Raw genomic sequence first — 24,223 nt, forward strand, 5'->3', positions numbered from 1 at the left:
ATTCCCCCTATAATTTGATTGCCGTTTGTTTAGTATCCGTTAAGTAATTCCATAGACTATCGCCGCTATTTTCTAAAAGCTGCGTTGCCACAACATCCGCCCAATAGGAAGCGTTCGCACCTTCATCGCGCCATGCCCAAAGCCTACGTGTATATTGATGCAGAGCATGTTCATGTGTTGTACCAATTGCTGCATGCACTTGATGTGAAATCGTTGCTACTGCTTGAATGGACTCTTCGAAACGGATGCGCGCATAAGCGACTTCATTATTTTGACGATTGTTCAGAAGCGCATCTGTAATATTATTAAAAGCGGCTAAAGCAATTGCCGTTTCTCCTGCTAAATTCACAATATGTTGCTGAACGAGTTGGAAGCGATGAATCGGACGTCCGAACTGTTCACGTTCTTTCGTATATTGAACGGTTAACTCGTTTATTTTATCGATTGCCCCTGTCATTAATGCTAATTGGAAGGCTGTCTCAAGCGTTGTCATCGCACTGATTTCATCAAAAGATAATGCAGCAGATACTTGTGAAACGAGCGCATGATCGAATGTTACGGTATCACGAGGTTCGCTTGCTAAGTTCGTACCAGGAATAATTTTTGCATGGCTCAAATCGATTTCTACTAAATGAATGCCATCTGCGCTGTTGGCAAGTGTTACGAAATGCTTTGTATGGCGCGCCCAAGGAATATGAACCGCTTCACCTGTTAATTTGCCATCTTCTAATACAAAAGCTTGATTCGTAGCGAGCATATACGTCGCTAAACCGTCCACCACTTGTAAGTTTGTTTGTTCCAATAAATAATTCGCTAATGTCGTTTCGATAAAAGGAACGGGTGCAGCATACTTTCCTGTTAACCGAACGATATTGAGTAAATCTTCTAAATCCCCACCTGCACCACCGTTATCTTCAGATATAGCAACGACATTCATGCCATTCTCTTCTAATAGACGCCACAAATCAGATGCCCATTTACCTTGCTCGATTATATCGACTAAATCTTTATCCACGTTTTCCTTTAACATACGTTCTACAACATCTAAAATCATATCTTTCATTTCACTCATTGCGTTACAACCCCTTTCGCTACAACACCGTATAGTACTTCTGAAGTTCCACCACGAATTGTAAAGCCTGGCGCATGTAAAATGGATTCGGCCATAAGGCGGTCAATTTTGCGCTTGGCATCTAATGTTGGATACGTTTGCACTAATAGGCGTGTAATTTCAGGTATGCTTTGCTCAAATTTCGTGCCAAATGCTTTAACAAGAGCAGCAGGAATGGCCACATTTTCGCCGTCACCAGATTCGAGTAACTGTGCGACTCCGATTGAAAGATTACGTAATCCCCATAAACGTGCGACAATTTTAGAAGCTTGTTTTAAGCCTTCCGTATTGTTTTGGCGCTTCAGTTCTTGAATGAGTTCATCAATTAATGGGAATGTACTTAAAATACGTTCTGGACCACTGCGCTCATAAGCAAGTTCTGCTAGTCCTTGAGCCCAACCGTTCCCAATTTCCCCGACAACCCTATTGTCAGGTACAAATACGTTGTCAAAAAACACTTCGTTGTAATGAGATTCGCCTGTTAAAAATTTAATTGGCACAATCGTTATTCCATCTGCATGTAAATCGACAATGAGCTGACTAAGTCCTGCATGTTTGTTTTTCCCATCGAATGGACTAGTGCGCACTAAAGTAACCATATAGTCACAAATATGCGCGTTACTCGTCCATATTTTTTGTCCATTTACAAGCCAGCCACCTTCCACTTTTTCAGCGCGTGTACTAACTGAGGCTAGGTCGGAGCCGCTATTTGGTTCACTTAAGCCAATTCCAAAATAGCATTCGCCTTTAATAATTTTCGGTAAGAAAAATTCACGCTGTTCTTCTGTTCCGTAACGTAAAAGAAGGGGGCCCGTTTGTCGATCCGCAAACCAATGTGCTGCAACAGGTGCACCACTCGCTAAAAATTCCTCCGTTAAAATGTACCGGTCGATTGTACTGCGTTCTTGCCCACCATATTTTTTAGGCCAAGTGATACCGATCCACCCTTTTTGCCCGATTAGTCTAGAAAATGAAGAATCATCCCCGCTTAACCATGAATCGCATTTCGGTATGAACGTACCTTTTGCGATTTCCTCTTGTAGAAACGCCCGAACTTCTAAACGAAATTGTTCCTGCTCTTTAGTAAATTGCACAGTTGGTAATTGAACCATAAATGAACCTCCCTAAGTTTTACCGTATTGTGGTAACGATTACTCTATATGTGTATTTTAAATGGATGTTCCATAATAAGTCAATTGTTTTTTGAATATTTAGATATTTAGATATTTAAGATTAGACAGATGAAAGAAAATAGGGTAGAAGAACTTAAATATAGGACATTTAAATAAAAATTGGTAACTAATAGAATAAAAGTGTTATTATGTAGAAAATTCAGTCTTGGGGGTGGGGGTTATGCAAATGACACTTAAAACTACACAAAAAGTAACACAAATACTGACAGCGCAACTTGTACAGCATTTAGATATACTACAATATTCCATTAATGAGTTAGAACAATATATTTATGAAAAGGCAAATGAAAATCCTTTATTAGTCGTGACGGATGCAGAAGCGAAAAGCCAGTATGATGAAATAATGAAACTAGCAAATTATGATTTCAATACTTTTTCATCACAATATTCAGCATCAAAAAATGGTGAATTCAACATGATTGAGATGAGGCTCGCTGAAAAAGAAAGTTACGAGCGGTATTTATTTGAACAAGTGCCGATGCATGAAAATTTATCTGCAGTGGATTTAAAAATTTTAACGTTTTTAATTCAATCATTAGATCACCGCTTATTTTTAGATGTTCCTTTAGAAGTCGTAGTAGAAAAATTTAATACGACTTTTTCACATGTAGAGGTCATAGTGGATTTACTGCAAACGTTTGAACCAGTGGGGGTAGGGGCACGTAGTTATAAAGAATACTTACTCATTCAAATCGATCTTGATTTGTTTGCACCTAAACTGGCGGCACAATTTATTCAGTCGGATTTAGAGCTAGTTGCCACACAGGCAATCAAACAGCTTAGTAAAAAATATAAGATGCCTATACAAGAAGTGAAGCAAACAGTTCAATATATTAAAAATTTAAAGCCTATGATACAAGGGGAAGTATTTGAAGCGACTCCGTATGTAATTCCTGATATCGAAATAAAAGAAGTGAGTGGTGAGTGGATTGTAAAATTAAATCGTCACTATTTACCTGCTGTTTCAATTGATGAGGACTATGTGGCGTTGCTGAAAAATGATCCAGCTTATAAAGGGTATTACCAACAATCAATGAACGATGCGCTTGTGTTACTCCAAGGAATCGAACAACGGGATAAAACACTTTACGGATTAGCAAGATGGTTAATCCAGCTACAACAAGCCTTTTTTACATCGGGGTTGGAGGCAATAAAGCCGATGCGTTTAAAAGATATTGCAGATGTACTAGGCGTTCATGAATCAACGGTTAGCCGTGCGATACGTGGCAAGTTTGTACAAGTACCTCATGGGGTTTATGCTTTACAATCATTATTTACAAAAGGCTTAATGAATACTTCTGGTAAAATCGATTCCATCATGCATATTAAAAAGCGATTAAAACAACTGATTGAAGCGGAAGACAAACAAAAACCATTAGCAGATCAGCAACTTACAAACATTTTATGCGCAGAAGGCATTCAAATTTCAAGACGTACCGTAGCAAAGTATCGAGAAGAATTGAATATTGTTAGTTCATTTAATCGAGCTTACGGCTAATATGATGCAATAATTATAGTAGTGATGCAATTTTGAATCGAAAATGCAATAACTCATACTTACCCATTCAAGAGAGAGTATAGCTGAAAGTATAGAAGACTGAATTTTCACACTTCCATCACCCGAAGTTGATTTTGGCATTAAACTTGCTTGATTAAATAGTGAAAGTATAGATTTTTTCGGTTATCTTTTCGAACGTACTCGAAAATCTAGATACAATACCGCTGATGCACAATTGATTTGGAAGGGGCAAGTAATGTCAATAATCAAAACTTGAAGGAGTGGTTGAATGGGAACTTTGCAAAAATCACTAAAAACGCGGCATATTACGATGATTTCTATTGGAGGAGTTATTGGTACAGGGCTCTTTGTTGGTACGGGGAAAAATATTTTAAGTACGGGTCCAGCAGCAGTTGTATCTTATGCGATTGCTTGTCTACTCATCGTTTTAATCATGCAAATGGTTGGAGAAATGGCATCGGGGGAAATGGCTTTAGGACAAAAATCCGGCAAATCAGCTGACCTAGGTTCATTTGCTTCGTATGCAGAAAAATACATCGGTCCATGGGCGGGGTTTACAGTAGGTTGGTTATATTGGGCGAGTTGGGTATTTATCGTAGGCTTAGAAGCAGCCCTTATTGGTTGCATGTTGCATAATTGGTTCCCATTCATCCCAGTTTGGGTTGGTGGTGTAGGCATTACACTTTTAATGACGATTATTAATATTTACTCTGTCAAATCATTCGGTGAATTTGAATATTGGATTTCATTTATTAAAGTGACAGCAATTATTGTATTTTTAGTTGTTGGTGCAGCTATGATTTTAGGGATTTGGCCAAACTATGAGCCAAAAGGATTTGGTATTTTAACAGATTTCGGTGGTTTTGCGCCAAACGGTATTGTACCGATATTTACAGCAATTGTATTCGTTATCTTCTCTATTTGTGGTGCTGAAGTTGCGGCGATTGCAGCAGCGGAATCTGAAAATCCAGCGAAAAATATCGTTCGTGCGATTCGGAATGTCGTATTTCGACTAGGGCTATTCTTTGTTGGTTCGGTAGCGATTATGATCATGATTTTACCGTGGAATGATTCAGCAATGCTAGCGGCGCCGTATGCGAATATTTTATCGATGGCAGGGCTACCAATTGCGGCTCAAATTATTCAAATCGTCATTTTTGTATCACTTATCTCCGTGTTAAACTCGGCACTTTATACGAGCTCGCGTATGTTGCTCGAAATGTCTCGCCAAGGCAATGCACCGAAGATTTTCTCGCAAATTAAAAATCGACGCGGAGCACCAGTTCAGGCAATCCTTGGTAGTACAGTAGTGGCATATATTTGTTCATTACTCTATTTTGTCTCACCTGAAGTCATTTTCTACTTTTTAGGGAACTGCGTAGGGGGCTTAATGATCGTTGTTTATATTTTCATCGCCATTTCGCAAATTCGATTCCGCCGCGCTTATGATTTACAAACGAATGAGCCATTAGCGATCAAAATGTGGTTATTCCCGAGCTTATCGTATGTAACAATCGGTATGTTAGTAATCGTTTATTTCTGCCAAGCGCTCATTGAATCTTTACGCACGCAATTTTATTTAAGTTCAATTGTTGTTGTCGGTTCAATTTTGTTATTCTTTATTCTCGGCAAGTTAACTTCAGAAGAAACAGAGCAAATAGAGGAAAAACTAGCATCCGAGTAGAAATTTAAATATTACGATGAATCCCCTTAGATAGTCAATTATCTAAGGGGATTTAAGTGTGGAAAGGGTGTGACCTTATATGTCGACAGAAGTAATAGATAAAGAGGAACATTTCTTTGTTGTGAACAATCAAGAAATCATTGCAAAAAGCGATATATCAACAGAGCTAATCGAAAAAATTGTCAACGAATATAGCAATGGTCAGGAAACGTTTAAGATTAGCGGGCATTTTGTCCATGTACTAGAATCGGCGCAGGGAGACTTATTTTATGTAAGATCTATGAAGCAATTTAGTGATCTTGACTTTATGAACCCCTTATCATCAAAAGTATTAAACTCCATTTCAGATGGCATTACAATTTGTGACAGGCAGAGCAAAATCTTATTTCAAAATGACAACGATATTGAAATTGTCGGCATGAACTTAATGGGGAGATATGCAAAAGATGTTATAAAAGAAGGTTTGATGAGTGATTCCATCTCAATGAAAGTAATTGAATCACAAGAAAAGGTAACAATTTTGCAAACATATATTAATGAAAAATGCTTGTTAGTTTCGGGAAATCCCATTTTTGATGAAGACGGTGAGTTGCAATATATTGTAGCGATTACACGTGATATGACACAACTAAAAAGCTTAGAAAAAGAAGTGAAGAAATTAGAAGTTCAAAATGAAAATTTTAAAATTAAATTGCAAACATTACAAAATGAGGGGACGATCAAAAGTAATTTAATCGCCGTATCTCCTGCTATGAGACAAGTTGTTGCGCGTGTTATGAGAGTGGCAGAAGTAGATTCTACTGTGTTGATTGGTGGCGAATCGGGTGTGGGGAAAGAAGAAATTACGAAGCTGATTCATGCATATAGCAGACGTAGCCATAAGCAAATATTAACGATTAACTGTAGTGCGATTCCAGAGACATTATTAGAGTCAGAGCTTTTTGGCTATGAGGCAGGGGCGTTTACAGGAGCGGTTAAAGGTGGGAAAGCAGGGTTATTTGAAATCGCATCGGGAGGCACTGTTTTTTTAGATGAGATTGGTGAGATGCCCCTACTTATGCAGGCGAAATTATTGCGTGTACTACAAGAATCCGAAGTGCAACGTATTGGGAGTGGCAAGCCGATTACAATCGATGTACGCATTATTGCAGCGACGAATCGAAATTTAGCCGAAATGGTTAGACAAGGTAGCTTTCGAGAGGATTTATATTATCGTTTAAATATTATTCCAATCGAAATTCCTTCATTAAGGCAACGACGCGAAGATATTATTCCAATGGTCAATCATTTTTTAGCTTTAATGGAAGAAAAGTACGGCGTCTATCGGAAAATTGAATCGTCTGCACTAAAAATATTAGAAGCATATGACTGGCCAGGGAATGTCCGTCAGTTAAAAAATACGGTAGAACGCATGTGTTTATTAGCGACTCAACCTGAAATTACAATAAATACAGTACAAGAAGAGTTAGATGGAAGCCCTATTATGGTGCGACATACTGAACCAAACCGTTTTGAAAATCCTATCCGTGAACAAATGGAGGCACCTCATTTAAGTGGTTCGTTAAAGGAACAAGTAGAAGGGTTTGAAAAGTTATTAATTAAACAAGCCTTATCCGAACATGCAAGTATACGCCAAGCAGCTAAAACGTTAGGGTGCAATCAATCGACATTAGTACGAAAAATACAAAAGTATCAATTAACACGCCACGTTACATACGAGGAACAGTGATGCGGTTTTGCATCGGTTTTGCGTTTGTGCATGAAGGTTGCGGAAATGAAACGGGTGTTATGTAATAAAAATTTGGACTCCTGACCATATGGATTTATTACGCCGCTTACCATGGGAGGCGGCGAATTTTTCAATAGATTTTCCCTGTTTCCGCAATATCTAGCCAAACCTTTCCATAAACTAGCCACTTTTCAAGCTTACCTCGCCAAAATACATCGAAAACTAGCCGAATTAATGCAGTAACAAGCCAAACAATGTTTTCTCTGCCTCGCAAAAACTTTTTCTACTTACTTTAACAGTTGGCACGGAAATTGCTACTTAATAAAGTGTATACAACTATTAAGGGAAAGAGGTTGGTATTGATGACAATTAAACTAAAAGAAGAGCTAAAGGTATTAGATCAGAAGCATTTTCTACATCCAACTACATCCATTGAACAGCAACAAACACAAGGACCTTCTGCGATTTTCACAGAGGGTAAAGGAATTTATTTAAAAGACTTAGAAGGCAATACATATATTGATGGTATGTCTTCTTTATGGAATGTAAATGTCGGCCATGGTCGTGAAGAAATTGCTGAAGTTGCGAAAGAGCAAATGGCGAAATTAGCATTCAGTTCATGTTTTGCAACATTTAGTAATGAACCAGCAATTCGTCTAGCAACGAAAATTGCTTCAATAGCTCCTGGCGATTTAAATACAGTATTTTTCACTTCGGGTGGTTCAGAATCAAACGATACAGCGATTAAATTGGCACGTCATTATTGGTTACTAAAAGGGCAACCGCAGCGCCAAAAAATTATTTCACGTACGCAATCTTACCACGGTGTTGCAATGGGTGCTACAAGTGCGACAGGTTTACAAGCGTTCCGTGATTTTACAAACTCGCATGCACCTGATTTCCATTATGTCTACAATCAATCCGCGCGCAATTTACGTGAAACGATTGAAGCGCTAGGCCCAGAAACAGTAGCAGCCTTTGTGTCGGAGCCAATTCAAGGTGCTGGTGGTGTGAACATTCCACAACAAGGCTATTTTGAAGAAGTGCGCGAAATTTGTGATGAATATGGAATTTTATTCATTGCAGATGAAGTCATTACAGGCTTTGGTCGTACAGGTAAATTTTTCGGTATGGAGCATTATGGGGTTGTGCCGGATATGATGACGTTTGCTAAAGGGGTATCGAGCGGTTATGCACAGCTTGGTGGGGTAGTTATCTCGGAAAAAATCCATCAAGACTACTGTCAATTATCAAAAGGTACATTAATGCACGGTTATACGTACAGTGGTCATGCACTTGCTTGCCAGGTCGGGCTAAAAAATATTGAAATTATCGAGCGTGAAAACCTTGTAGAAAACGCTGCGAAGATGGGTGAGGCGTTATTGGAAGGTTTTAGAGCGCTTCAAGCGAAATATGACTTTATAGGTTGTGTTCGTACAATTGGTTTACTCGGCGCGATGGAATTAGTAAAAAGCCGTGAAACAGGCGAATTATTCGAAACACCTTTAAGCCCTATTTTCGTACAGGAAACGATGAAGCGCGGTTTAATTTTACGAACGGTTACGTATGATCAAGATACGGTTGTCTTCTCGCCACCTTTAATTTTATCGAAAGCCGAATTGGATGAAATGTTACGTATTTTAGATGAAACATTTGAATACGTGCGTAAAACAATTGTAGAGAAAATATAAGGAGGGGTTTTATGGCAATTATTACGAGAGCAATTCGAGATCAATTTAATCCAGCGAAATTATCTGAATGTGTTGGTCAGGTTGAAATGATTACAATTGATGAGACGAAGGCAATTGTTGCAGGTGCACATGATGCTTTTGAAAATTGGAAAAATACATCCTCTGTTACGCGTGGAGAAATATTACGTGTGACGGCGGATTTACTGGAACAAAATATCGATACAGTAGCTGAAACAGCAACGCGTGAAATGGGGAAAACAAAAAATGAAATGATCGGCGAAGTGAAACGCGGTGCCTCCATTTTACGTTATTTCGCACAAGAAGGAATGCGCGCAACGGGTGAAGTATTACCTTCTGCCAGTGAGATGAAAATATTGTACTCTACGCGCGTTCCACTTGGTGTTGTCGCAGCGATTACGCCATGGAATTTCCCAGTAGCGATTCCATTATGGAAAATAGCACCGGCATTAGTATATGGCAATACCGTTGTTTGGAAACCTTCCATTGAAGCCGCATTAACAGGCCAGCTGATTGCAGATTTATTTGAACAAGCAGGCTTACCGAAAAACGTATTAAACATTGTGCAAGGGCGTGGCTCCAGTGTCGGGCAAGTTTTACTGGAAGCGCCTGAAGTGAAAGCAATTACGTTCACGGGTTCGAATGGTGTTGGGCAAAATATTTTAAATACAGCAGGCCATACGAATAAGAAAATTCAACTGGAACTAGGTGGGAAAAATGCCGCCATTATTTTGGCAGACGCAGATTTAAACTTAGCTACTAAGTTGACGATTGAAGGCGCGATGAAGCAAACAGGTCAGCGTTGCACTGCCACTAGCCGCGTGTACATTGAGGAAGCTGTTTATGATAAAGCTTTAGACCAATTACTAGTCGAGGCGCAAAAGATTGAAGTAGGCGTTACAATGGGACCTGTTTCATCTCAAGGGCAATATGAAAATATTTTAGCCGCGATTGAAAAAGCAAAATCAGAAGGAGCAAAACTTGTGTTTGGCGGAGGTCCTACAAAAGATCAATCAGATGGGTACTTCATTGATCCAACGGTTTTCACAAATGTAACGCATGACATGGCGATTGCGCATGAAGAAGTTTTTGGACCAGTTTTGGCCGTTATAAAGGTGAAAGATTATGAGGAAGCGCTTCGATTATCGAACGACTCCGAGTTTGGCTTAAGTGCTTCTATTTATACAAGCAACATTCAAAAAGCATTCGATTTTATCAATCGTAGTGAGGTCGGGCTCGTTCAAGTAAATGATGAAACAGGTGGTGCAGAGCCTCAAGCACCATTTGGAGGAGTGAAAAATTCCAGTACTGGTGCCCGTGAGCAAGGTCAGGCTGCTAAAGAGTTTTTTACAACAATGAAGACTGTGACGATTAATACAAAATAAATTGCGCATATGAAAATATATGTGTTTGAAATAAAGAAGTAATTAAAGAATGGATCAAAATAACACGTTTCTAACGCTATTTTGATCCATATTTTTATTATTACTGAACAAATCCTTTATAACTAAAAAATGAAAGAAGGTATCTCTATGGCACATACTCGTTTAGCAATTGATGTTGGTGGAACTTTTACAGATGTATTTGTTTTTAACGAAAATACTGGAGAAGTGTTTGTAACGAAAACATCGTCTACACCATCCAACCCTGAACAAGGGATTCTAAATGGGATTGAGAAGGCGCAGCTAGACGGCAAGGATATTAAAATTTTCTCCCATGGTACAACGGTTGGTACAAATGCTTTAATTCAACGGAAATTGCCAAAAACTGCACTTATCACAACAAAAGGCTTCCGAGATGTACCTGAAATCCGTCGTGGTACGAAGGAAGATATTTGGGATACGTATAAAGATACAGCAAAACCATATATTCAGCGTCGTGATCGATTTGAAGTCACTGAACGTGTAGATTATGAGGGAAAAGTTATAGAAGCAATCCAAGAAGAAGAAGTTCGTCTGTTAGCAAAAAAGCTAAAGCGTCGTAATACAGAATCTATTGCTGTTTGTTTTCTGAATTCGTATGTAAATGGAGAAAATGAAGCGAAAGTAAAAGCAATTTTAAAAGAGGAACTACCTGATGTATACGTATGTATATCAAGTGAGGTACTTCCGGAAATTTTCGAACATGAGCGTATGAGTACAACGATTATTAACGCGGTACTTGGACCAATTATGAGTAATTATATTGCAAAATTAAGTAAAGAAATGAATAAAAAAGGCTATGAAGAAGAAATTTTAGTTTTACACTCTGGTGGGGGTGTTATGACTTCGAGTACAGTACCTCGTTATGCTGCACGATTAGCAAGTTCAGGTATTGCGGCTGGCGCGATTGCTAGTAAACATATTGCAAAATTATGTGGATTCGAAAATGCAATTGGTCTTGATATGGGTGGGACGAGTACTGATATTTCCCTCATGTATGAAGGCGATATTCGCATCACCAAAGATTGGGCTATTGAATATGGTTACCCAATTGGATTCCCAAGTATTGAAATCTTAACAATTGGTGCGGGTGGTGGAAGCTTAGCTTGGAAAGATGCAGGTGGTTCCTTACGTAATGGTCCGCAAAGTGCAGGTGCAGTGCCTGGTCCTGCCTGCTATGGTCAAGGTGGAACAGCACCAACTAACTCAGATGCCAATTTAGTTTTAGGACGTTTAGGGGTCGATTTATTAGACGGTATGATGCAGTTGGATAAAGATGCAGCGACACAGGCCGTTAAAAAAATTGCGGATGAATTTAATCAGCAGATTGAGGATGCGGCTAATGCGATTATCCAAGTTGCCAATGCCAATATGTGTGATGCTGTTCGATTAATTTCTGTACGTCGAGGCTATGACCCACGAGATTTCGCACTAGTAGCATTTGGAGGAGCGGGACCTCTACACGGTGCATATTTAGCAAAAGAATTGAATATCCCAAAAGTGATTATTCCACCACATCCGGGGGTAGCAGCAGCGATGGGTTGTTTACTTGTAGATGTGCGACATGATATTTCTAAAACATTCGTAAAAAACTTTGCGGATGTATCGATTGAAGAACTAACTAGTCAATTTAATGAATTACAAATCGAGGCACAAGAGCTATTAGTTGAAGAAGGAATTTCAGCTGAATCATCGACATTAATGAACTATATGGAGCTTCGTTATAAGGGACAATGGCGTTCATTAGCAGTTGTCGTTCCGAATCAAATTACATCATTAGAAGATGTACTCGTTGCATTCCATAAAGAGCATGAGAGAGAATTTGCTTTTTCTGATAAAGAACAAGTCGTTGAAATTTATGGATTACGTGTGACGGCAATCGGAACAGTACCAAAACCAGATTTCCCGCAATTTGCACCAGAAGGCTCGTTAGAAGAGGCTTATAAAGAATCGCGTCCTGTTTACTTTGAAGGTGAGTATATAGACACGAAAGTATACAACCGTGATTTGATTCCGGTCAAAACTCAACTAATTGGTCCTGCAATTATAGACCAATTAGATACGACGACAGTTATTCCACCAGGATTTACAGCGGAAGTAGATGTTTATAAAAATATTATTATTTCGGTAAACTAATATACGGTAAGGGGGAAGATATCCATGCTAACAAAAGAATTAAAAGAGCACAATGGGATAAAAAATCTAGATCCCGTAACATTTGAAGTATTAAAAAATGGCTTTGTAAATTTAGTGGATCAAATGGCTGAGCAAATGTTACGTACATGTTATTCGTTTGTTATTTATAACCGTGATTTTAGCTGTGCTTTATGTGATGCACAGGGAAATACTGTCATGCAAGGTACACAAGATATTTCAGTACATGTAGGGACCCTGCATTTAACTGCGAAAGCTGTATTAGAAGATTTCGCAGGTGATATCCACCCAGGCGATGTATTTTTAATAAATGATCCATATCGTGGAGGGACTCATTTTAGTGATGTCCGGGTCGTATTACCTGTATTCCATAATGATAAGCTAATTGCCCTTATGCAAACGAATGGACATTGGGCGGATGTTGGCGGTTCAAATCCAGGATCATTTGATATTACAGCGAAAGAACATTACGGTGAAGGTTTACGTATTCCGCCGGTGCGTATTTATAGTAAAGGGCAATATTTAACAGATGTCGTTAAAATTATTACGATGAATATGCGTATTCCAGAGGAACGTATTGGCGATTTACGTTCACAAGTAGAGGCAGCTAAAGTTGGTGAAAAACAACTGAGAGAAATGATTGAAAAGTACGGTGTAGATACGGTGTTATTAGCATTCGCCGAAGTGCAAGATTACGTAGAACGCTTAACGAGAGCAGAAATTGCAAAATTGCCAAATGGAGAATGGGAAACGGTTGATTATATTGATATGGATCCTCTGCTAGGAGATGGATTAATCCCAATTCGTGTGAAAATGACGATTTCAGATGATGAGATTTTATATGATTTAAGTGGCTCCCATCCATACATTAGCTGTTTCTTAAATGCTGGATTTGGTTCGGCATTATCAGGAACATATGCAGGCACAAAAACCTTTTTCCCAGATATTCCATTGAACTCAGGCTTTTATCGCGTAGTAAAAACATACCTTCCTGAAAACTCGGTAGTGAATGCGCCAAGTCCAGTTGCTGTATCAGGCTATTGTTCTGGTTCATTTGAGAAAATTATGAATGCCTGTTTTGAACTATGGTCGAACATTATGCCTGAACGTGCCATCGCCTGCTCATTTAACTTAGAGTATTTACTAATTGGTGGGTATGATAAGCGACAAGATAGTAATGAATACTTCATGTGGTACGACTGGATGGCTGGTGGTCATGGAGGCCGTGTTGATCGGGACGGGGCGAATACGACATCACCAGTATTCGGAGTAGGATTAAGTGTTCAACCATGTGAAGGTCAAGAGCGCTTGTCTCCTGTCATTACGACGAAGCATGAAATTATTACAGATTCTGCAGGTCCGGGAAAATATCGTGGTGGTTGTGGTGTTGAAAAAGGTGGTATTTTAACAGATATCAACAATACAGTTATGTCATATTGTTGTGATCGCTCTCGTTCTATTACTTGGGGCATTATGGGCGGACTTCCTTCAATCGCTCAAGGGGCTATATTAAATCCAGAGCAAGAGGATGCGGAGTTTTTAGGAACGATTTTCTCCAATGTTGAAGTGAAAAAAGGAGATTCCTTTACACGCCCATCTGCTGGCGGCGGTGGTTTAGGTGATCCTTTAGAGAGAGATGTAAATGCCGTTTTAGAAGATGTCATTGATGAGTATGTTTCTATTGAACGTGCGAAAATTGACTACGGGGTAGTGATTTGTGAAATTGATCGTGATTTAGATGTATTTGAAATTGATCATGAGGCAACTGCTTTGGAACGCGATACTATTCGTAAAAATCGTCGTCTTTGGTTAGAGGAAGATCCGATTGTGGTGGAGCAAATGTACAATAAGGGCGACATTAATCAAATGGATGTCGTACGAAAATATGGAGTAGTCATGGATTACAAATCGAATAAAGCATTACCAATTTCGACTGAGCAATATCGTGAAGCAATGAAGAAGCGCTCGTTAGCTTTCTGGGCATAGAAATTACCTAGTCGCGATTTAATTATTTTGTTAGAAAAAAAATATGCGCATCTTTATCAGATGCACGGCGAATGACCGACTATCTGGAAAAAATTTATGCCAAGACCTAATCGCTAGACATAAAATAATGCTTCTAATCCGAAAAGGAAGATTGGATTAGAGGCATTTTTAGTGTTTTAAGCAACTATTGCAAGTTAAAATAAACCTTTTTCAACACATGTATGGACATTTAAATACATAAAAAAATTGCTGGACAATCGCTGAGGCAATCATATCCGACATCGCCAATGCCTCCGCTTCAATTGCATCAAAAATGGCAACATCTGCCTTGTAGTTTTTTTGAATCATTGTCACGGCTTCAGTTTTTGTTAATTCCAAATGCTTATACAACATTTTTTGTAAAGCTTCTTTAGATAAGTATGGATTGATGCTACTTAAAAAGAAGGCAATTTCATCTGCATTTTTATACCATGCTTTTTCTTTGGCCTCTGCTGTAGCTGTATCACCTTTTGCAGCTGCTGTTACGAGCTCGGCAGCAAGTACTAAATGTTCTTGAATAAGTTTGGCATAATGATCTGCTATTTGGTCGCCATAAAAAGGACGAAGACAATTGCCTAAATCGGTAGCATTTTGTAAAAGACGTTGCTCTACAAATGGAAAATCGGGTAACTGGAAAACGATGCTAATAATCGTCATTCGAGTCCAGTTGACATGCTCCAGCCACAGTAACCGATTCATCGCCATAAAATCTGCCTCTGCCTGACTTATACAACGTTGCTGATTGTAGCTCGGTTGTTGGGTCGTAAAATGCCGAACTGGTGCAGTATATTGCGCGTGTGGTTGGTTGTAAAAAACGGTAAGTGGGTTCATAACAAAATCATTTGTGTAATAAGGATACACTTTTCCATCATTCCTTTACAGCCTCATTGAATAGTTGATTGCAAAAAAATAGGCTTTTTTACTAGCGTATTCAATGACATTATTAAATGTGAAAGTTATAAAAAAAGGGGATAACTTTAGTTTATCGCAAAATTTTTATTATGTATCTTTTTATGCAGGAATTCATGTTAAACAAGGGTGGAAATGAAGTATTGTAAATTGGAAATACCAATTTCCATAAGTCTATTTCTCCCAAACATAAAGGTCTTGTACCACAAAATTTGCAGTACAAGACCTTCATAGTTTTAAACGGCCTCTATCACCGTAATAGATAATCCAAAATCGGTTGGATGAACTTTTGCATGCACATCATAAACATCACGTAAACTTTGTTCAGTAATGACTTCAGATGGACAGCCTACATTATAAATTTCACCTTGATTCATTAATACAACATAATCTGAATACCTAGATGCCAGTTCCAGATCATGCAGTACGACAATGACTAAACGATCTTCATTTGCTAATTGTTTGATAGAATTTAATACTTGTATTTGATGTTTAATATCTAAGGCAGATATAGGTTCATCAAGCATTAAAATAATTGGCTGTTGTACTAATGCACGTGCAATCGATGCCCTTTGGCGTTCTCCACCGCTCAATTCATCGACATAATTTTGTTGTAAACTTTCTAACTTTAAATACTGTAACATCTCATTTACCACTTGTTGATCTAAATCTGTGACATTCCATTTAATATACGGCTTTCGCCCAAGCATGACGTATTCTTGAACCGTCATCGGAAAACTCTGTAAAAAATGTTGTGGGACGTATGCAATTTTTTTTGCACGTTCCTCACCCTTTAAGTGATTTAAAAGAACACCGTCAATTGAAATTGTGCCTGATGTAGGCTTAGTTACAGCTGCTAAACATTTGAGAAAAGTTGATTTTCCGGCACCATTCGGTCCAATAATTGACACAAATTTTCCATGTGATAATGTTAAGTTCAAGGCATGTAAAATTTGCTTTTTCCCTGCAGAGAATGATAGATCTTGTACGTGTAACACCGATTTTACCCCCAATAATCCTTTTTCTTTTGTAATAAAATATAAATGAAAAATGGCGCACCAATACAAGATGTTATAATACCGACTGGGATTTCAATCGGAGCTAGTATAGTTCTTGCCACAGTATCACTTACTAGTAAGATCAAAGCACCTAGTAGACTAGAAATAGGAATTAAAAAACGATAGTCTACACCAACAAGCATGCGACCTATATGCGGCGCAACTAAACCAATAAATCCAATAATACCGACAAAAGCAATAGAGCTGGAAGCGAGTAATGTAACGAGTAATAAACTGCAGATTTTTAGTACCTTTACATTAACACCTAACGTCTTTGCTACTTCATCACCTGCATTAAGAGAATTAAAACTCCAACTTAAACGAAGTAAAATCAATAAGCCGATTGTTAGTAAGGGGACAAGTATATAAACGACTTCCCAGCTTGCTCCCCAAAAACCGCCCATAAGCCAGATAACTAAATTTTTTAATGCTTCGTTATCTGAAAAGTATTTCATTGCTGAAACGCCTGCAGAGAATAAATTGCCAATCGCCACACCTGCTAATAATAAAACGGTCGTTGAGCCATTTTTTATTGTGGCAATTCCATAAACGATAAAAACAGAAATACATCCAAAGAAAAAGGCATTAAATGCAATGAGCCATTTACCAGAGGCAACTAAATCCATTCCAAAAATACTCGTTCCTAAAACAATGGCTAACGCAGCCCCAAAAGAGGCACCACTTGAAACCCCTAATGTAAATGGACTCGCTAACGGATTCTTCAATAACACTTGCATAACAACCCCTGCAACTGCTAAAGACATGCCTGTTATAATTGCTAGTAGAATTCGAGGCATTCGAATTTCTTTGATTATGTATCGATTGATTTCATCCGTCATGGGTTCAAGACCTATTAACTGCTTAATCGGGATATTTGCACTGCCTGATAACGAGGCATAGCATACGGCAAGCGCCAATAAAATAATTAATAAAAATAGCACAAACCAAGATTTTGGAGAAGACAAGTTACCTTGTTTAGACATTCACTTCACCTAGTCTTAACCAACTATTTTGCACCATGGAACCAAATCCCATTTGCTGCAACTCCTAACCAATTTTCAAAATACTCTTGAATGTAATCTTCTACAATAATGTCTTCAAATTTGTCTGAATATAAATATTTCCCTAATTGTAAGCGACCAATATATCCTTTATCAGAACCGAAGAAGTTCGTATAGAACATATAAACATCTTTATTCTTTCCGGCTGTCATTTGGCTAACCGCTGTATTCGTAACAACATTGTCTAATACCTCTGTATAGCTTGTTGCATCCTCCGCATCATAGCCTCCAAAGAAATTACCATGTAACGTAACGACGTCGGGATTTGCAGTTAAGACAAATTCTTCATCAACATTTACAGTTGTAGATGACTTTGTAGACTCCCATAAAATACCTGGCGTAGGATCAATACCCCCTGCTAAAATCGTGGCAAAACCTTCACCTGGTCCAGCTTGCCTGTCAATTGTTGACGTTGGATAAATATTATATTTTTCATTAGTATTGAGTGCACCAGCAGATAATGCTAATACGGATTTCTTTTGGTCAGTTGGAATATCTTTTGTGCGTTCTGCTAATATTTGTTCAATACTTTGCTTCCACGTAATATACTCTTCAGCGCGTTCTTCTTTACCGAAAATTTTCGCTAATATACGTAGTTCCTCATCCATTTGATCTGCTAAATAGTTATTTAAACGAACCACCTTAATTCCTACGGGCTCTAATTTTTCCTCAAGCGTATTATCTGGACGGTTTGTAAATGTAAAGACAACTTCAGGTTTTAAAGATAAAATTGATTCCATATTTAGTTCGTCTGTTTTCCCTACATCGGGTAAATCATTTAACCCTAAATAGCCGTTATTTTTAATTGTATTGTCACCTGTTGCGATAATCGCGTCTTGTGCACCCAGTAATGTAATAGCTTCTGCTGTATTACGGTTAATGACAACTGCCTTTGTTACTGGTAAAGATAATGTAATTTCTTTTCCTGCTGTATCTGTGAAAGTAATCTCATTTGATTTTTCTTGCACATCTTCAATTGCATTCACCTCAGCAGGTTCTTCACTAGAGCAACCTACAAGTAAAAAGGTTAATAAAAAACCGTAAACTATAGTTTTTACATATTTCCCCACTAAATAACTCTCCCTCAAAATGTTTTATATTAAGTGCTAATACACGAAATACCTTAAAAAACAAAAAAGCCTACTTCCAGCAAGAGCTAGAAATAGGCTTAGACATCCTAAAAAATGTATACTAAAATACAAAAACTATATTTGTCGCCGCCCTTCTCCCACCGAAAAGTCATGTTGCTGTAACAAAGCAGGTTTCCTGGCTCAAGCGTCATTTTACTCTTACATCTTCCCATCAGATTGACAGTGATTTATTGTAATTTCATCAGCTATTACAGTAGCGGGGGCTGCATTAGATTTTTACTAATTTCCCTTTTACCTCTTAATAAATAAGAGCACTTTACTACATTCATTATGAAATTAACGTAACTTTATCATTTAATTTCCATTTTTACAATGGTGATTAATTAAAAATTATCACTATTTGGAAGAGAAAAGCGTTTATGGAAGAACATAATTCTCATATTCAACAAAAAAATTAAAAATTATCTTTTTTAGCCCCCTTATTTAAAGAATAATCAAAAAATAATAATGACAAATATTAGTCGCCGTGATACTATTTTCCACATGATGAAAATTGAATGATTTTTGGTGCTTTTTAAGCTTAATAGGGAAACCAGTGAGATTCTGGTACTGTCCCGCAACTGTAACTTGGAGTATTACATATTACGTCACTGCATTTTTTTATGTGGGAAGGCATGGAATACGTTGAAGAGAAGTCAGGATACCTACCAAAAATTTATTGATTCAGACCTACGAGGATAGGTGCGTGAAACAAGCAATAGGCGCTTGTTTTGTGATGCACTTTTACTCTTAAAAAGTGTATTTTTTTTATGCACTTTTTCATCAAATATGAAAAAGGAGTAAAAACATGAAACAATTATTACCAAAACTTGCTTACTTCGGTATCATTTTATTATTTATACCAAAGCAAGCACACGCCATGCACATTATGGAAGGATTTTTACCGATAGGTTGGGCTATCTTCTGGTTTGCACTATGTCTACCGTTTCTTATGAAGGGGTTCAAAGTCATTCGCGTAATCGTCAAAGAGAATCCGGAAAGCAAACTATTATTAGCTTTGTCGGGGGCATTTACATTTGTTTTATCCGCATTAAAAATTCCATCAGTAACAGGTAGCTGCTCTCACCCAACTGGGGTTGGGTTGGGGTCAATTTTATTTGGCCCTTTTGTTATGAGTGTACTTGGATCAATCGTTTTATTATTTCAATCGATTTTACTTGCACATGGTGGTCTTACAACATTGGGAGCGAACATTTTCTCCATGGCGATCGTTGGCCCATTTATTGCCGTGGGTGTTTTTAAATTGGCAACTCAATGGGGATTATCTTTTAGTATCGCTGTATTTTTAGCTGCGATGCTTGGTGATTTTGGTACATATGTTATGACATCTGTCCAATTAGCGTTAGCATTTCCTTCTGAAGTTGGAGGTATTTTAGGTTCATTCCAAAAATTCGCAAGCATCTTTGCATTAACGCAAATCCCATTAGCTATAAGTGAAGGGTTATTAACTGTGATGATTATGAACTTCTTACAAAAATATAATATGAAAGAATTAGTTCAACTACGTATTTTAAAGGCAAAGGAGAGCTAACATGTTTAAGAAAAACCTACTTTTACTAATTGGCGTTATCATTTTAGCCATTTTACCACTCTTATTTTTACAGGATGCAGAATTTGGCGGTGCTGATGGTGAGGCTGAAGAAGCAATTACAGAAATCGTAACACATTATGAGCCTTGGTTTAGTGCAATTTGGGAACCTCCAAGTGGTGAAATCGAAAGCTTATTATTCGTTTTACAAGGTGTTATTGGCGCGCTAATTATAGGCTATTTCATCGGCTTTATGCGTGGAAAGCATACGAAAGATCATGCTAAACATTGATTTTATTGCGAGCCATAATGCGATACAAAAAGTAGCAGCTAGCCAAAAAATGGTGTTAAGTTTCCTTACGTTATTATTAACCACGCTATTGCGAAATAATAGTTTTTCGGTGTGGACACTGGTATTCATAAGTGCTGTCATCATCTTTTATGCAAACATCCCTTGGAAAACGTATATCACATTACTCATTGCGCCCATAGGTTTTATTTTGGCTGGAATAGTTGCTATTGTGTTTTCTGTTACATTTACACAGTCTGTTCCCACACAGGCTTTATGGCACCATTCATTTTTGACGATGCAACTATTTATTTTACCAAACGATGGACTACGTGCAATTACGTTATTTTGCACCTCTATTAGTGCGACCAGTTGCTTATATTTTTTAATTTTAACAACACCGATGTATGAAATTAGTTCGGTACTTACGAGATTAAAAGTGCCAATTATTATTATAGAAATAATTGAGCTTATGTATCGTTTTATTTTTTTGTTTATAGAGATGATTTCGCAGCTTTATACAGCGCAGCACGCTCGTTTAGGCTACAGGTCTTATAAAAAAAGCTTTCAATCATTAAGTTTACTCATAAACGCATTATTCCGTTCGATTTTCTTCCGTTATCAAGTGATGTCTCATGCGATGGCTGCAAGAAATATTGATCAATTCGTTATTCCACAACAATTTTTAAACGACAAAGAATGGGACAAAAAGTTAACATGGCTTACGGTGATATTTATCGTAGTTGGTATAACGATACTTGCTTTGTAGAGGGAGGTTTTGATTATGACTGAAAGCTATTTTAGATTAGACCACGTCTCATTCCAGTATAGCGATGGTACACAGGCACTACATGGGCTTTCACTTTCTATTCCGAAGGGGAAAAAAGTTGCCATTCTAGGTGAAAATGGTTCAGGCAAATCAACATTTTTTAAGTTACTCATTGGGCTTGAAAAACCTACTAATGGTAAAATTCAATTTTTAAATGAAACCTTACATTATTCTAAAAAACAATTAATTAGTTTGCGAGAGCGCGTTGGCTTTATTTTTCAAGAGACGGATAATCAGTTATTTGCCTCTACTGTTAAACAAGACATTTTATATGGACCTATTAATTTAAAATGGCCACATGAAAAAATTGAGCATAATGTTTCAAGTGCCATACAGTTAACAGAACTTGAAGACTTAACCGAGCGTCCTATTCATTTTTTAAGTGGTGGACAAAAGAAGCGCGTAACAATTGCAGGCGTTTATGCGATGGATCCAAAAGTTTATATTTTAGATGAGCCAACGAGCAGTTTAGATTATTATTTTTCCAATCAACTTACAAAGTATTTAGATGAACTCGATGATGGAGAGCGAACATTTTTATACTCAACGCACCAAGTCAATTTGATTTATGAATGGGCCGATCATTTTATCGTCTTTCATAGAGGGGAATTACTTTATTCAGGACAACGAGATGCGCTGTTTTCAAATGACGCGCTGTTAGAAAGAGCACATATTGAAAAACCATGGCTCGTAAAATGCTATGAAACGATGTTACATGAGGGGCTAATTCAACCACAATCATTACTTCCTTGTTCAATGGAAGAGTTAATGCATCTCATTAAATAACATATATTCATAACTGCTTGAGGAGGCAATCGATGAAAAACGAATTACAACAACCTAATGAAATACAAGGATTAGATATACTTTTGGAAGATGATATTGATATAGACTCAGAAACTTGTTTTCTTCAATTTGTAATGGGTACTTATCTAAGTGAATCTAATTAATCGAAATAAAAAGTTGAGACTACAGATATCAATTCTGTAAACTCAGCTTTTTTACATATCATCAATCCTTTTCATTCATCCATGAAAGGTTTGATGCAATAATTATTGGGCTTCTTATCGAATAATTAAAAGTAAATTCTTGAAGTGTATAGCATGTAAAATTTAAAAATGTCCATATTTAATTTTGTATAAGTTAAAGAAAGAAATCCAAACTAATAAAGCAATTTAAAATAATTGTGGAGGTTAGTAAATGGAAAATCAAAAACGGCAAAAATTCAATGGTAAGGCGAATGCACTCAGTGTTGAAAGGATGATCAAAAATACGAAGGCGAATATAGAAGAAGCAGAAGTAGGTATGGAGTTCGCGATGCCCGAGGAACTTGAACATTTACAGGAAAAAAATGCGCGCCGCAAACGTTCAATCGAGACAATGGAAAAGCAACTGAGGGATGAGGCCGCATTTAAAGCTAGGAAGAAAAGTTTTGAATAAGGTTGTTTAATAAAAATCCCCTTGCAAATTTTAATGCAGGGGGATTTACTTGGTTAATTATGGTATGTTACGTGAGGATGAAAACATAAACTAATATTTTTAAAGATAGTTTCAAATTTTTGTAACGAATTACAGTTTAAATCTATATATAAGTATACAGAAAAATAGGAAGGGGGATTGAGGTGGAAGATTTAAGTGAATTATACGAGGCTTATGCAAAAGAAGTGAAAACATTTCTTATTCTTTTAACATCAAACGTAGATTTAGCTGAAGAACTAACGCAAGAAACTTTTTATCAAGCTGTAAAATCAATAAGGCGATATAACGGCGAATGTAAAATGTCTGTTTGGCTATGTCAAATTGCAAAGCATACATATTATAACTATTTAAAAAAAGAGAGCAAAAACAAGTCTGTCAGTGTAGAAGAGATGATGCAAAGTGGAGTTGATATTCCATCCAATGTTGGTAGCCCAGATGTTGAAATCATAATCCGGCATACACTTATTTCCATACATAAAGAAATACATCTTTTAAAAGAACCTTATCGCGAAATATTTTTGTTAAGGACATCGATTAACCTGAGCTTTAAAGAAATTGGCGAGATATTTGATAAAAGTGAAAACTGGGCTCGCGTCACTTATTACCGCGCTAAAACTAAGTTGGCAGAAAGGATGCAAGGTGATCAATATGAAATGTAATATTATTAAAGATTTAATACCATCATATGTTGATGAAATTTGTTGTGAAGATACGAAAGAGGTAGTTGGAGAACATTTACACAAATGTGAAGAATGTAAGACTTATTTAAATGGGATGCAAACGGATTATGTTGAAAAAACACCGGTATATGATAAAAAAGCAAGTTTACCTTTTAAAAAAATAAATAAAAAACGACGGATTCAAGTTATTATAGCGACTCTTTTAACTTTTAGCTTAACGGTGATAGGTGCAATGGTTATTCAAGAAGTTGGGGTAGTGAATCAATTTTTTTTCCCGATGAAAAGTGCCATTATTGAAATCGATACAGTAGATAATAAGCAAGAGTGGAAAAGTTTATCCTTTGAAGGGGAAAAACACTTGAGGTATAAAGGCGTTTTTTGGAATAAGGAAATTATTAATACTGCCAATAATGAAAGTGAAATATTGCTAAGAGTAAAAGATGAAGAAGGTAATATTGTAATAGAAGAATTGAAAATATTACCTGGTACAAGTGTAAAATTGAAAGAATTGAAAAGGAATGAGAATTATTTATTTGAAATCAAAGCTGAGAATGGGCGCTATTTTATAAATGCAACATAAATAACAAAGGGTTTTATTTATTGGGAACCAGCGATTATTTTTGATCGCTGGTTTTCATACTTTTTAATGTAAAGTTTCTATCCAAATTTGCTATAATCAACATACGTTAAAATA

21 protein-coding genes and 2 riboswitches are annotated in these 24,223 nt (G+C 37.3%); of the genes, 15 read left to right on the forward strand and 6 right to left on the reverse strand.

The window, feature by feature from the left end:
- Positions 1–7 precede the first annotated feature (7 nt).
- Both MHI10_RS05750 and MHI10_RS05755 read right to left on the reverse strand, forming a co-directional pair.
- Positions 8–1,072, reverse strand: a complete 1,065-nt coding sequence (locus MHI10_RS05750; RefSeq protein ID WP_340783747.1) for an acyl-CoA dehydrogenase family protein — start codon at positions 1,070–1,072, stop codon at positions 8–10.
- Positions 1,069–2,223 (reverse strand): acyl-CoA dehydrogenase family protein, encoded by a 1,155-nt coding sequence (locus tag MHI10_RS05755; protein ID WP_340783749.1) that lies wholly within the window; start codon positions 2,221–2,223, stop codon positions 1,069–1,071. Before MHI10_RS05755 ends, MHI10_RS05750 begins: the two co-directional genes overlap by 4 nt.
- 247 nt (positions 2,224–2,470) lie before the next feature.
- On the opposite strand from MHI10_RS05755, the gene rpoN reads away from it, so the two are divergent.
- The 7 genes from rpoN (at position 2,471) to MHI10_RS05790 (ending at position 14,506) form a co-directional block, all read left to right on the forward strand.
- Positions 2,471–3,802, forward strand: a complete 1,332-nt coding sequence (rpoN, locus tag MHI10_RS05760) for an RNA polymerase factor sigma-54 (protein WP_340783750.1) — start codon at positions 2,471–2,473, stop codon at positions 3,800–3,802.
- 289 nt (positions 3,803–4,091) lie between these two features.
- The gene (locus MHI10_RS05765; protein ID WP_340783751.1) at positions 4,092–5,507 is read left to right on the forward strand and encodes an amino acid permease; all 1,416 of its coding nucleotides are present in this window, start codon (positions 4,092–4,094) and stop codon (positions 5,505–5,507) included.
- 79 nt (positions 5,508–5,586) lie between these two features.
- Positions 5,587–7,236 carry a sigma-54 interaction domain-containing protein gene (locus tag MHI10_RS05770; RefSeq protein WP_340783752.1) on the forward strand — a complete coding sequence of 550 codons (1,650 nt, stop codon included), beginning with the start codon at positions 5,587–5,589 and terminating at the stop codon, positions 7,234–7,236.
- A gap of 362 nt (positions 7,237–7,598) precedes the next feature.
- Positions 7,599–8,927: an aminotransferase family protein gene (locus MHI10_RS05775; RefSeq protein ID WP_340783754.1), complete on the forward strand. Its 1,329-nt coding sequence runs from the start codon at positions 7,599–7,601 to the stop codon at positions 8,925–8,927.
- Positions 8,928–8,938: 11 nt separating this feature from the next.
- On the forward strand, positions 8,939–10,330 hold the full coding sequence (locus tag MHI10_RS05780; protein WP_340783756.1) for an aldehyde dehydrogenase family protein: 1,392 nt from the start codon (positions 8,939–8,941) through the stop codon (positions 10,328–10,330).
- Between the two features lie 147 nt (positions 10,331–10,477).
- On the forward strand, positions 10,478–12,502 hold the full coding sequence (locus MHI10_RS05785) for a hydantoinase/oxoprolinase family protein (RefSeq protein WP_340783757.1): 2,025 nt from the start codon (positions 10,478–10,480) through the stop codon (positions 12,500–12,502).
- 24 nt (positions 12,503–12,526) lie between these two features.
- On the forward strand, positions 12,527–14,506 hold the full coding sequence (locus MHI10_RS05790) for a hydantoinase B/oxoprolinase family protein (protein WP_340783758.1): 1,980 nt from the start codon (positions 12,527–12,529) through the stop codon (positions 14,504–14,506).
- Positions 14,507–14,716: 210 nt separating this feature from the next.
- Here the strand turns inward: MHI10_RS05790 and MHI10_RS05795 are convergent, their stop codons facing one another.
- The 4 genes from MHI10_RS05795 to MHI10_RS05810 all read right to left on the reverse strand — a co-directional run bounded on the left by MHI10_RS05795 (position 14,717) and on the right by MHI10_RS05810 (position 18,643).
- The gene (locus MHI10_RS05795) at positions 14,717–15,376 is read right to left on the reverse strand and encodes a hypothetical protein (protein ID WP_445683212.1); all 660 of its coding nucleotides are present in this window, start codon (positions 15,374–15,376) and stop codon (positions 14,717–14,719) included.
- Between the two features lie 314 nt (positions 15,377–15,690).
- Positions 15,691–16,452 carry an ABC transporter ATP-binding protein gene (locus MHI10_RS05800; RefSeq protein ID WP_340783761.1) on the reverse strand — a complete coding sequence of 254 codons (762 nt, stop codon included), beginning with the start codon at positions 16,450–16,452 and terminating at the stop codon, positions 15,691–15,693.
- A 5-nt stretch (positions 16,453–16,457) separates the two neighbouring features.
- Positions 16,458–17,495: a FecCD family ABC transporter permease gene (locus tag MHI10_RS05805; protein WP_340783762.1), complete on the reverse strand. Its 1,038-nt coding sequence runs from the start codon at positions 17,493–17,495 to the stop codon at positions 16,458–16,460.
- Positions 17,496–17,518: 23 nt separating this feature from the next.
- Entirely contained in the window at positions 17,519–18,643 is a 1,125-nt protein-coding gene (locus tag MHI10_RS05810; RefSeq protein ID WP_340783763.1) for an ABC transporter substrate-binding protein, read from the reverse strand.
- A gap of 169 nt (positions 18,644–18,812) precedes the next feature.
- Positions 18,813–18,998, reverse strand: a riboswitch (cobalamin riboswitch).
- 214 nt (positions 18,999–19,212) lie between these two features.
- Positions 19,213–19,390, forward strand: a riboswitch (cobalamin riboswitch).
- A gap of 121 nt (positions 19,391–19,511) precedes the next feature.
- Here MHI10_RS05810 and MHI10_RS05815 point away from each other — a divergent pair.
- From MHI10_RS05815 to MHI10_RS05850, 8 genes are all read left to right on the forward strand, one after another.
- A complete protein-coding gene (locus tag MHI10_RS05815; protein ID WP_340783764.1) occupies positions 19,512–20,255 on the forward strand; it encodes an energy-coupling factor ABC transporter permease in 744 nt (247 codons plus the stop codon).
- A 1-nt stretch (position 20,256) separates the two neighbouring features.
- Complete coding sequence (locus MHI10_RS05820; RefSeq protein ID WP_340783765.1) at positions 20,257–20,544, forward strand: energy-coupling factor ABC transporter substrate-binding protein; 288 nt, start codon at positions 20,257–20,259, stop codon at positions 20,542–20,544.
- Complete coding sequence (gene cbiQ, locus MHI10_RS05825) at positions 20,531–21,310, forward strand: cobalt ECF transporter T component CbiQ (RefSeq protein ID WP_340783766.1); 780 nt, start codon at positions 20,531–20,533, stop codon at positions 21,308–21,310. Before MHI10_RS05820 ends, cbiQ begins: the two co-directional genes overlap by 14 nt.
- A 15-nt stretch (positions 21,311–21,325) precedes the next feature.
- Entirely contained in the window at positions 21,326–22,156 is an 831-nt protein-coding gene (locus tag MHI10_RS05830) for an energy-coupling factor ABC transporter ATP-binding protein (RefSeq protein ID WP_340783768.1), read from the forward strand.
- A 32-nt stretch (positions 22,157–22,188) separates the two neighbouring features.
- Positions 22,189–22,320 carry a hypothetical protein gene (locus MHI10_RS05835; RefSeq protein ID WP_340783770.1) on the forward strand — a complete coding sequence of 44 codons (132 nt, stop codon included), beginning with the start codon at positions 22,189–22,191 and terminating at the stop codon, positions 22,318–22,320.
- A 250-nt stretch (positions 22,321–22,570) separates the two neighbouring features.
- Positions 22,571–22,810: a spore protein Tlp gene (locus tag MHI10_RS05840; protein ID WP_340783772.1), complete on the forward strand. Its 240-nt coding sequence runs from the start codon at positions 22,571–22,573 to the stop codon at positions 22,808–22,810.
- Positions 22,811–22,992: 182 nt separating this feature from the next.
- Complete coding sequence (locus tag MHI10_RS05845; protein WP_340783774.1) at positions 22,993–23,508, forward strand: RNA polymerase sigma factor; 516 nt, start codon at positions 22,993–22,995, stop codon at positions 23,506–23,508.
- Positions 23,498–24,109 carry a zf-HC2 domain-containing protein gene (locus MHI10_RS05850; protein ID WP_340783776.1) on the forward strand — a complete coding sequence of 204 codons (612 nt, stop codon included), beginning with the start codon at positions 23,498–23,500 and terminating at the stop codon, positions 24,107–24,109. The genes MHI10_RS05845 and MHI10_RS05850 overlap by 11 nt, the downstream gene beginning before the upstream one ends.
- The last annotated feature ends 114 nt before the right edge of the window (positions 24,110–24,223 follow it).

This window comes from Solibacillus sp. FSL K6-1523, assembly GCF_038005225.1.
GTDB lineage: Bacteria > Bacillota > Bacilli > Bacillales_A > Planococcaceae > Solibacillus.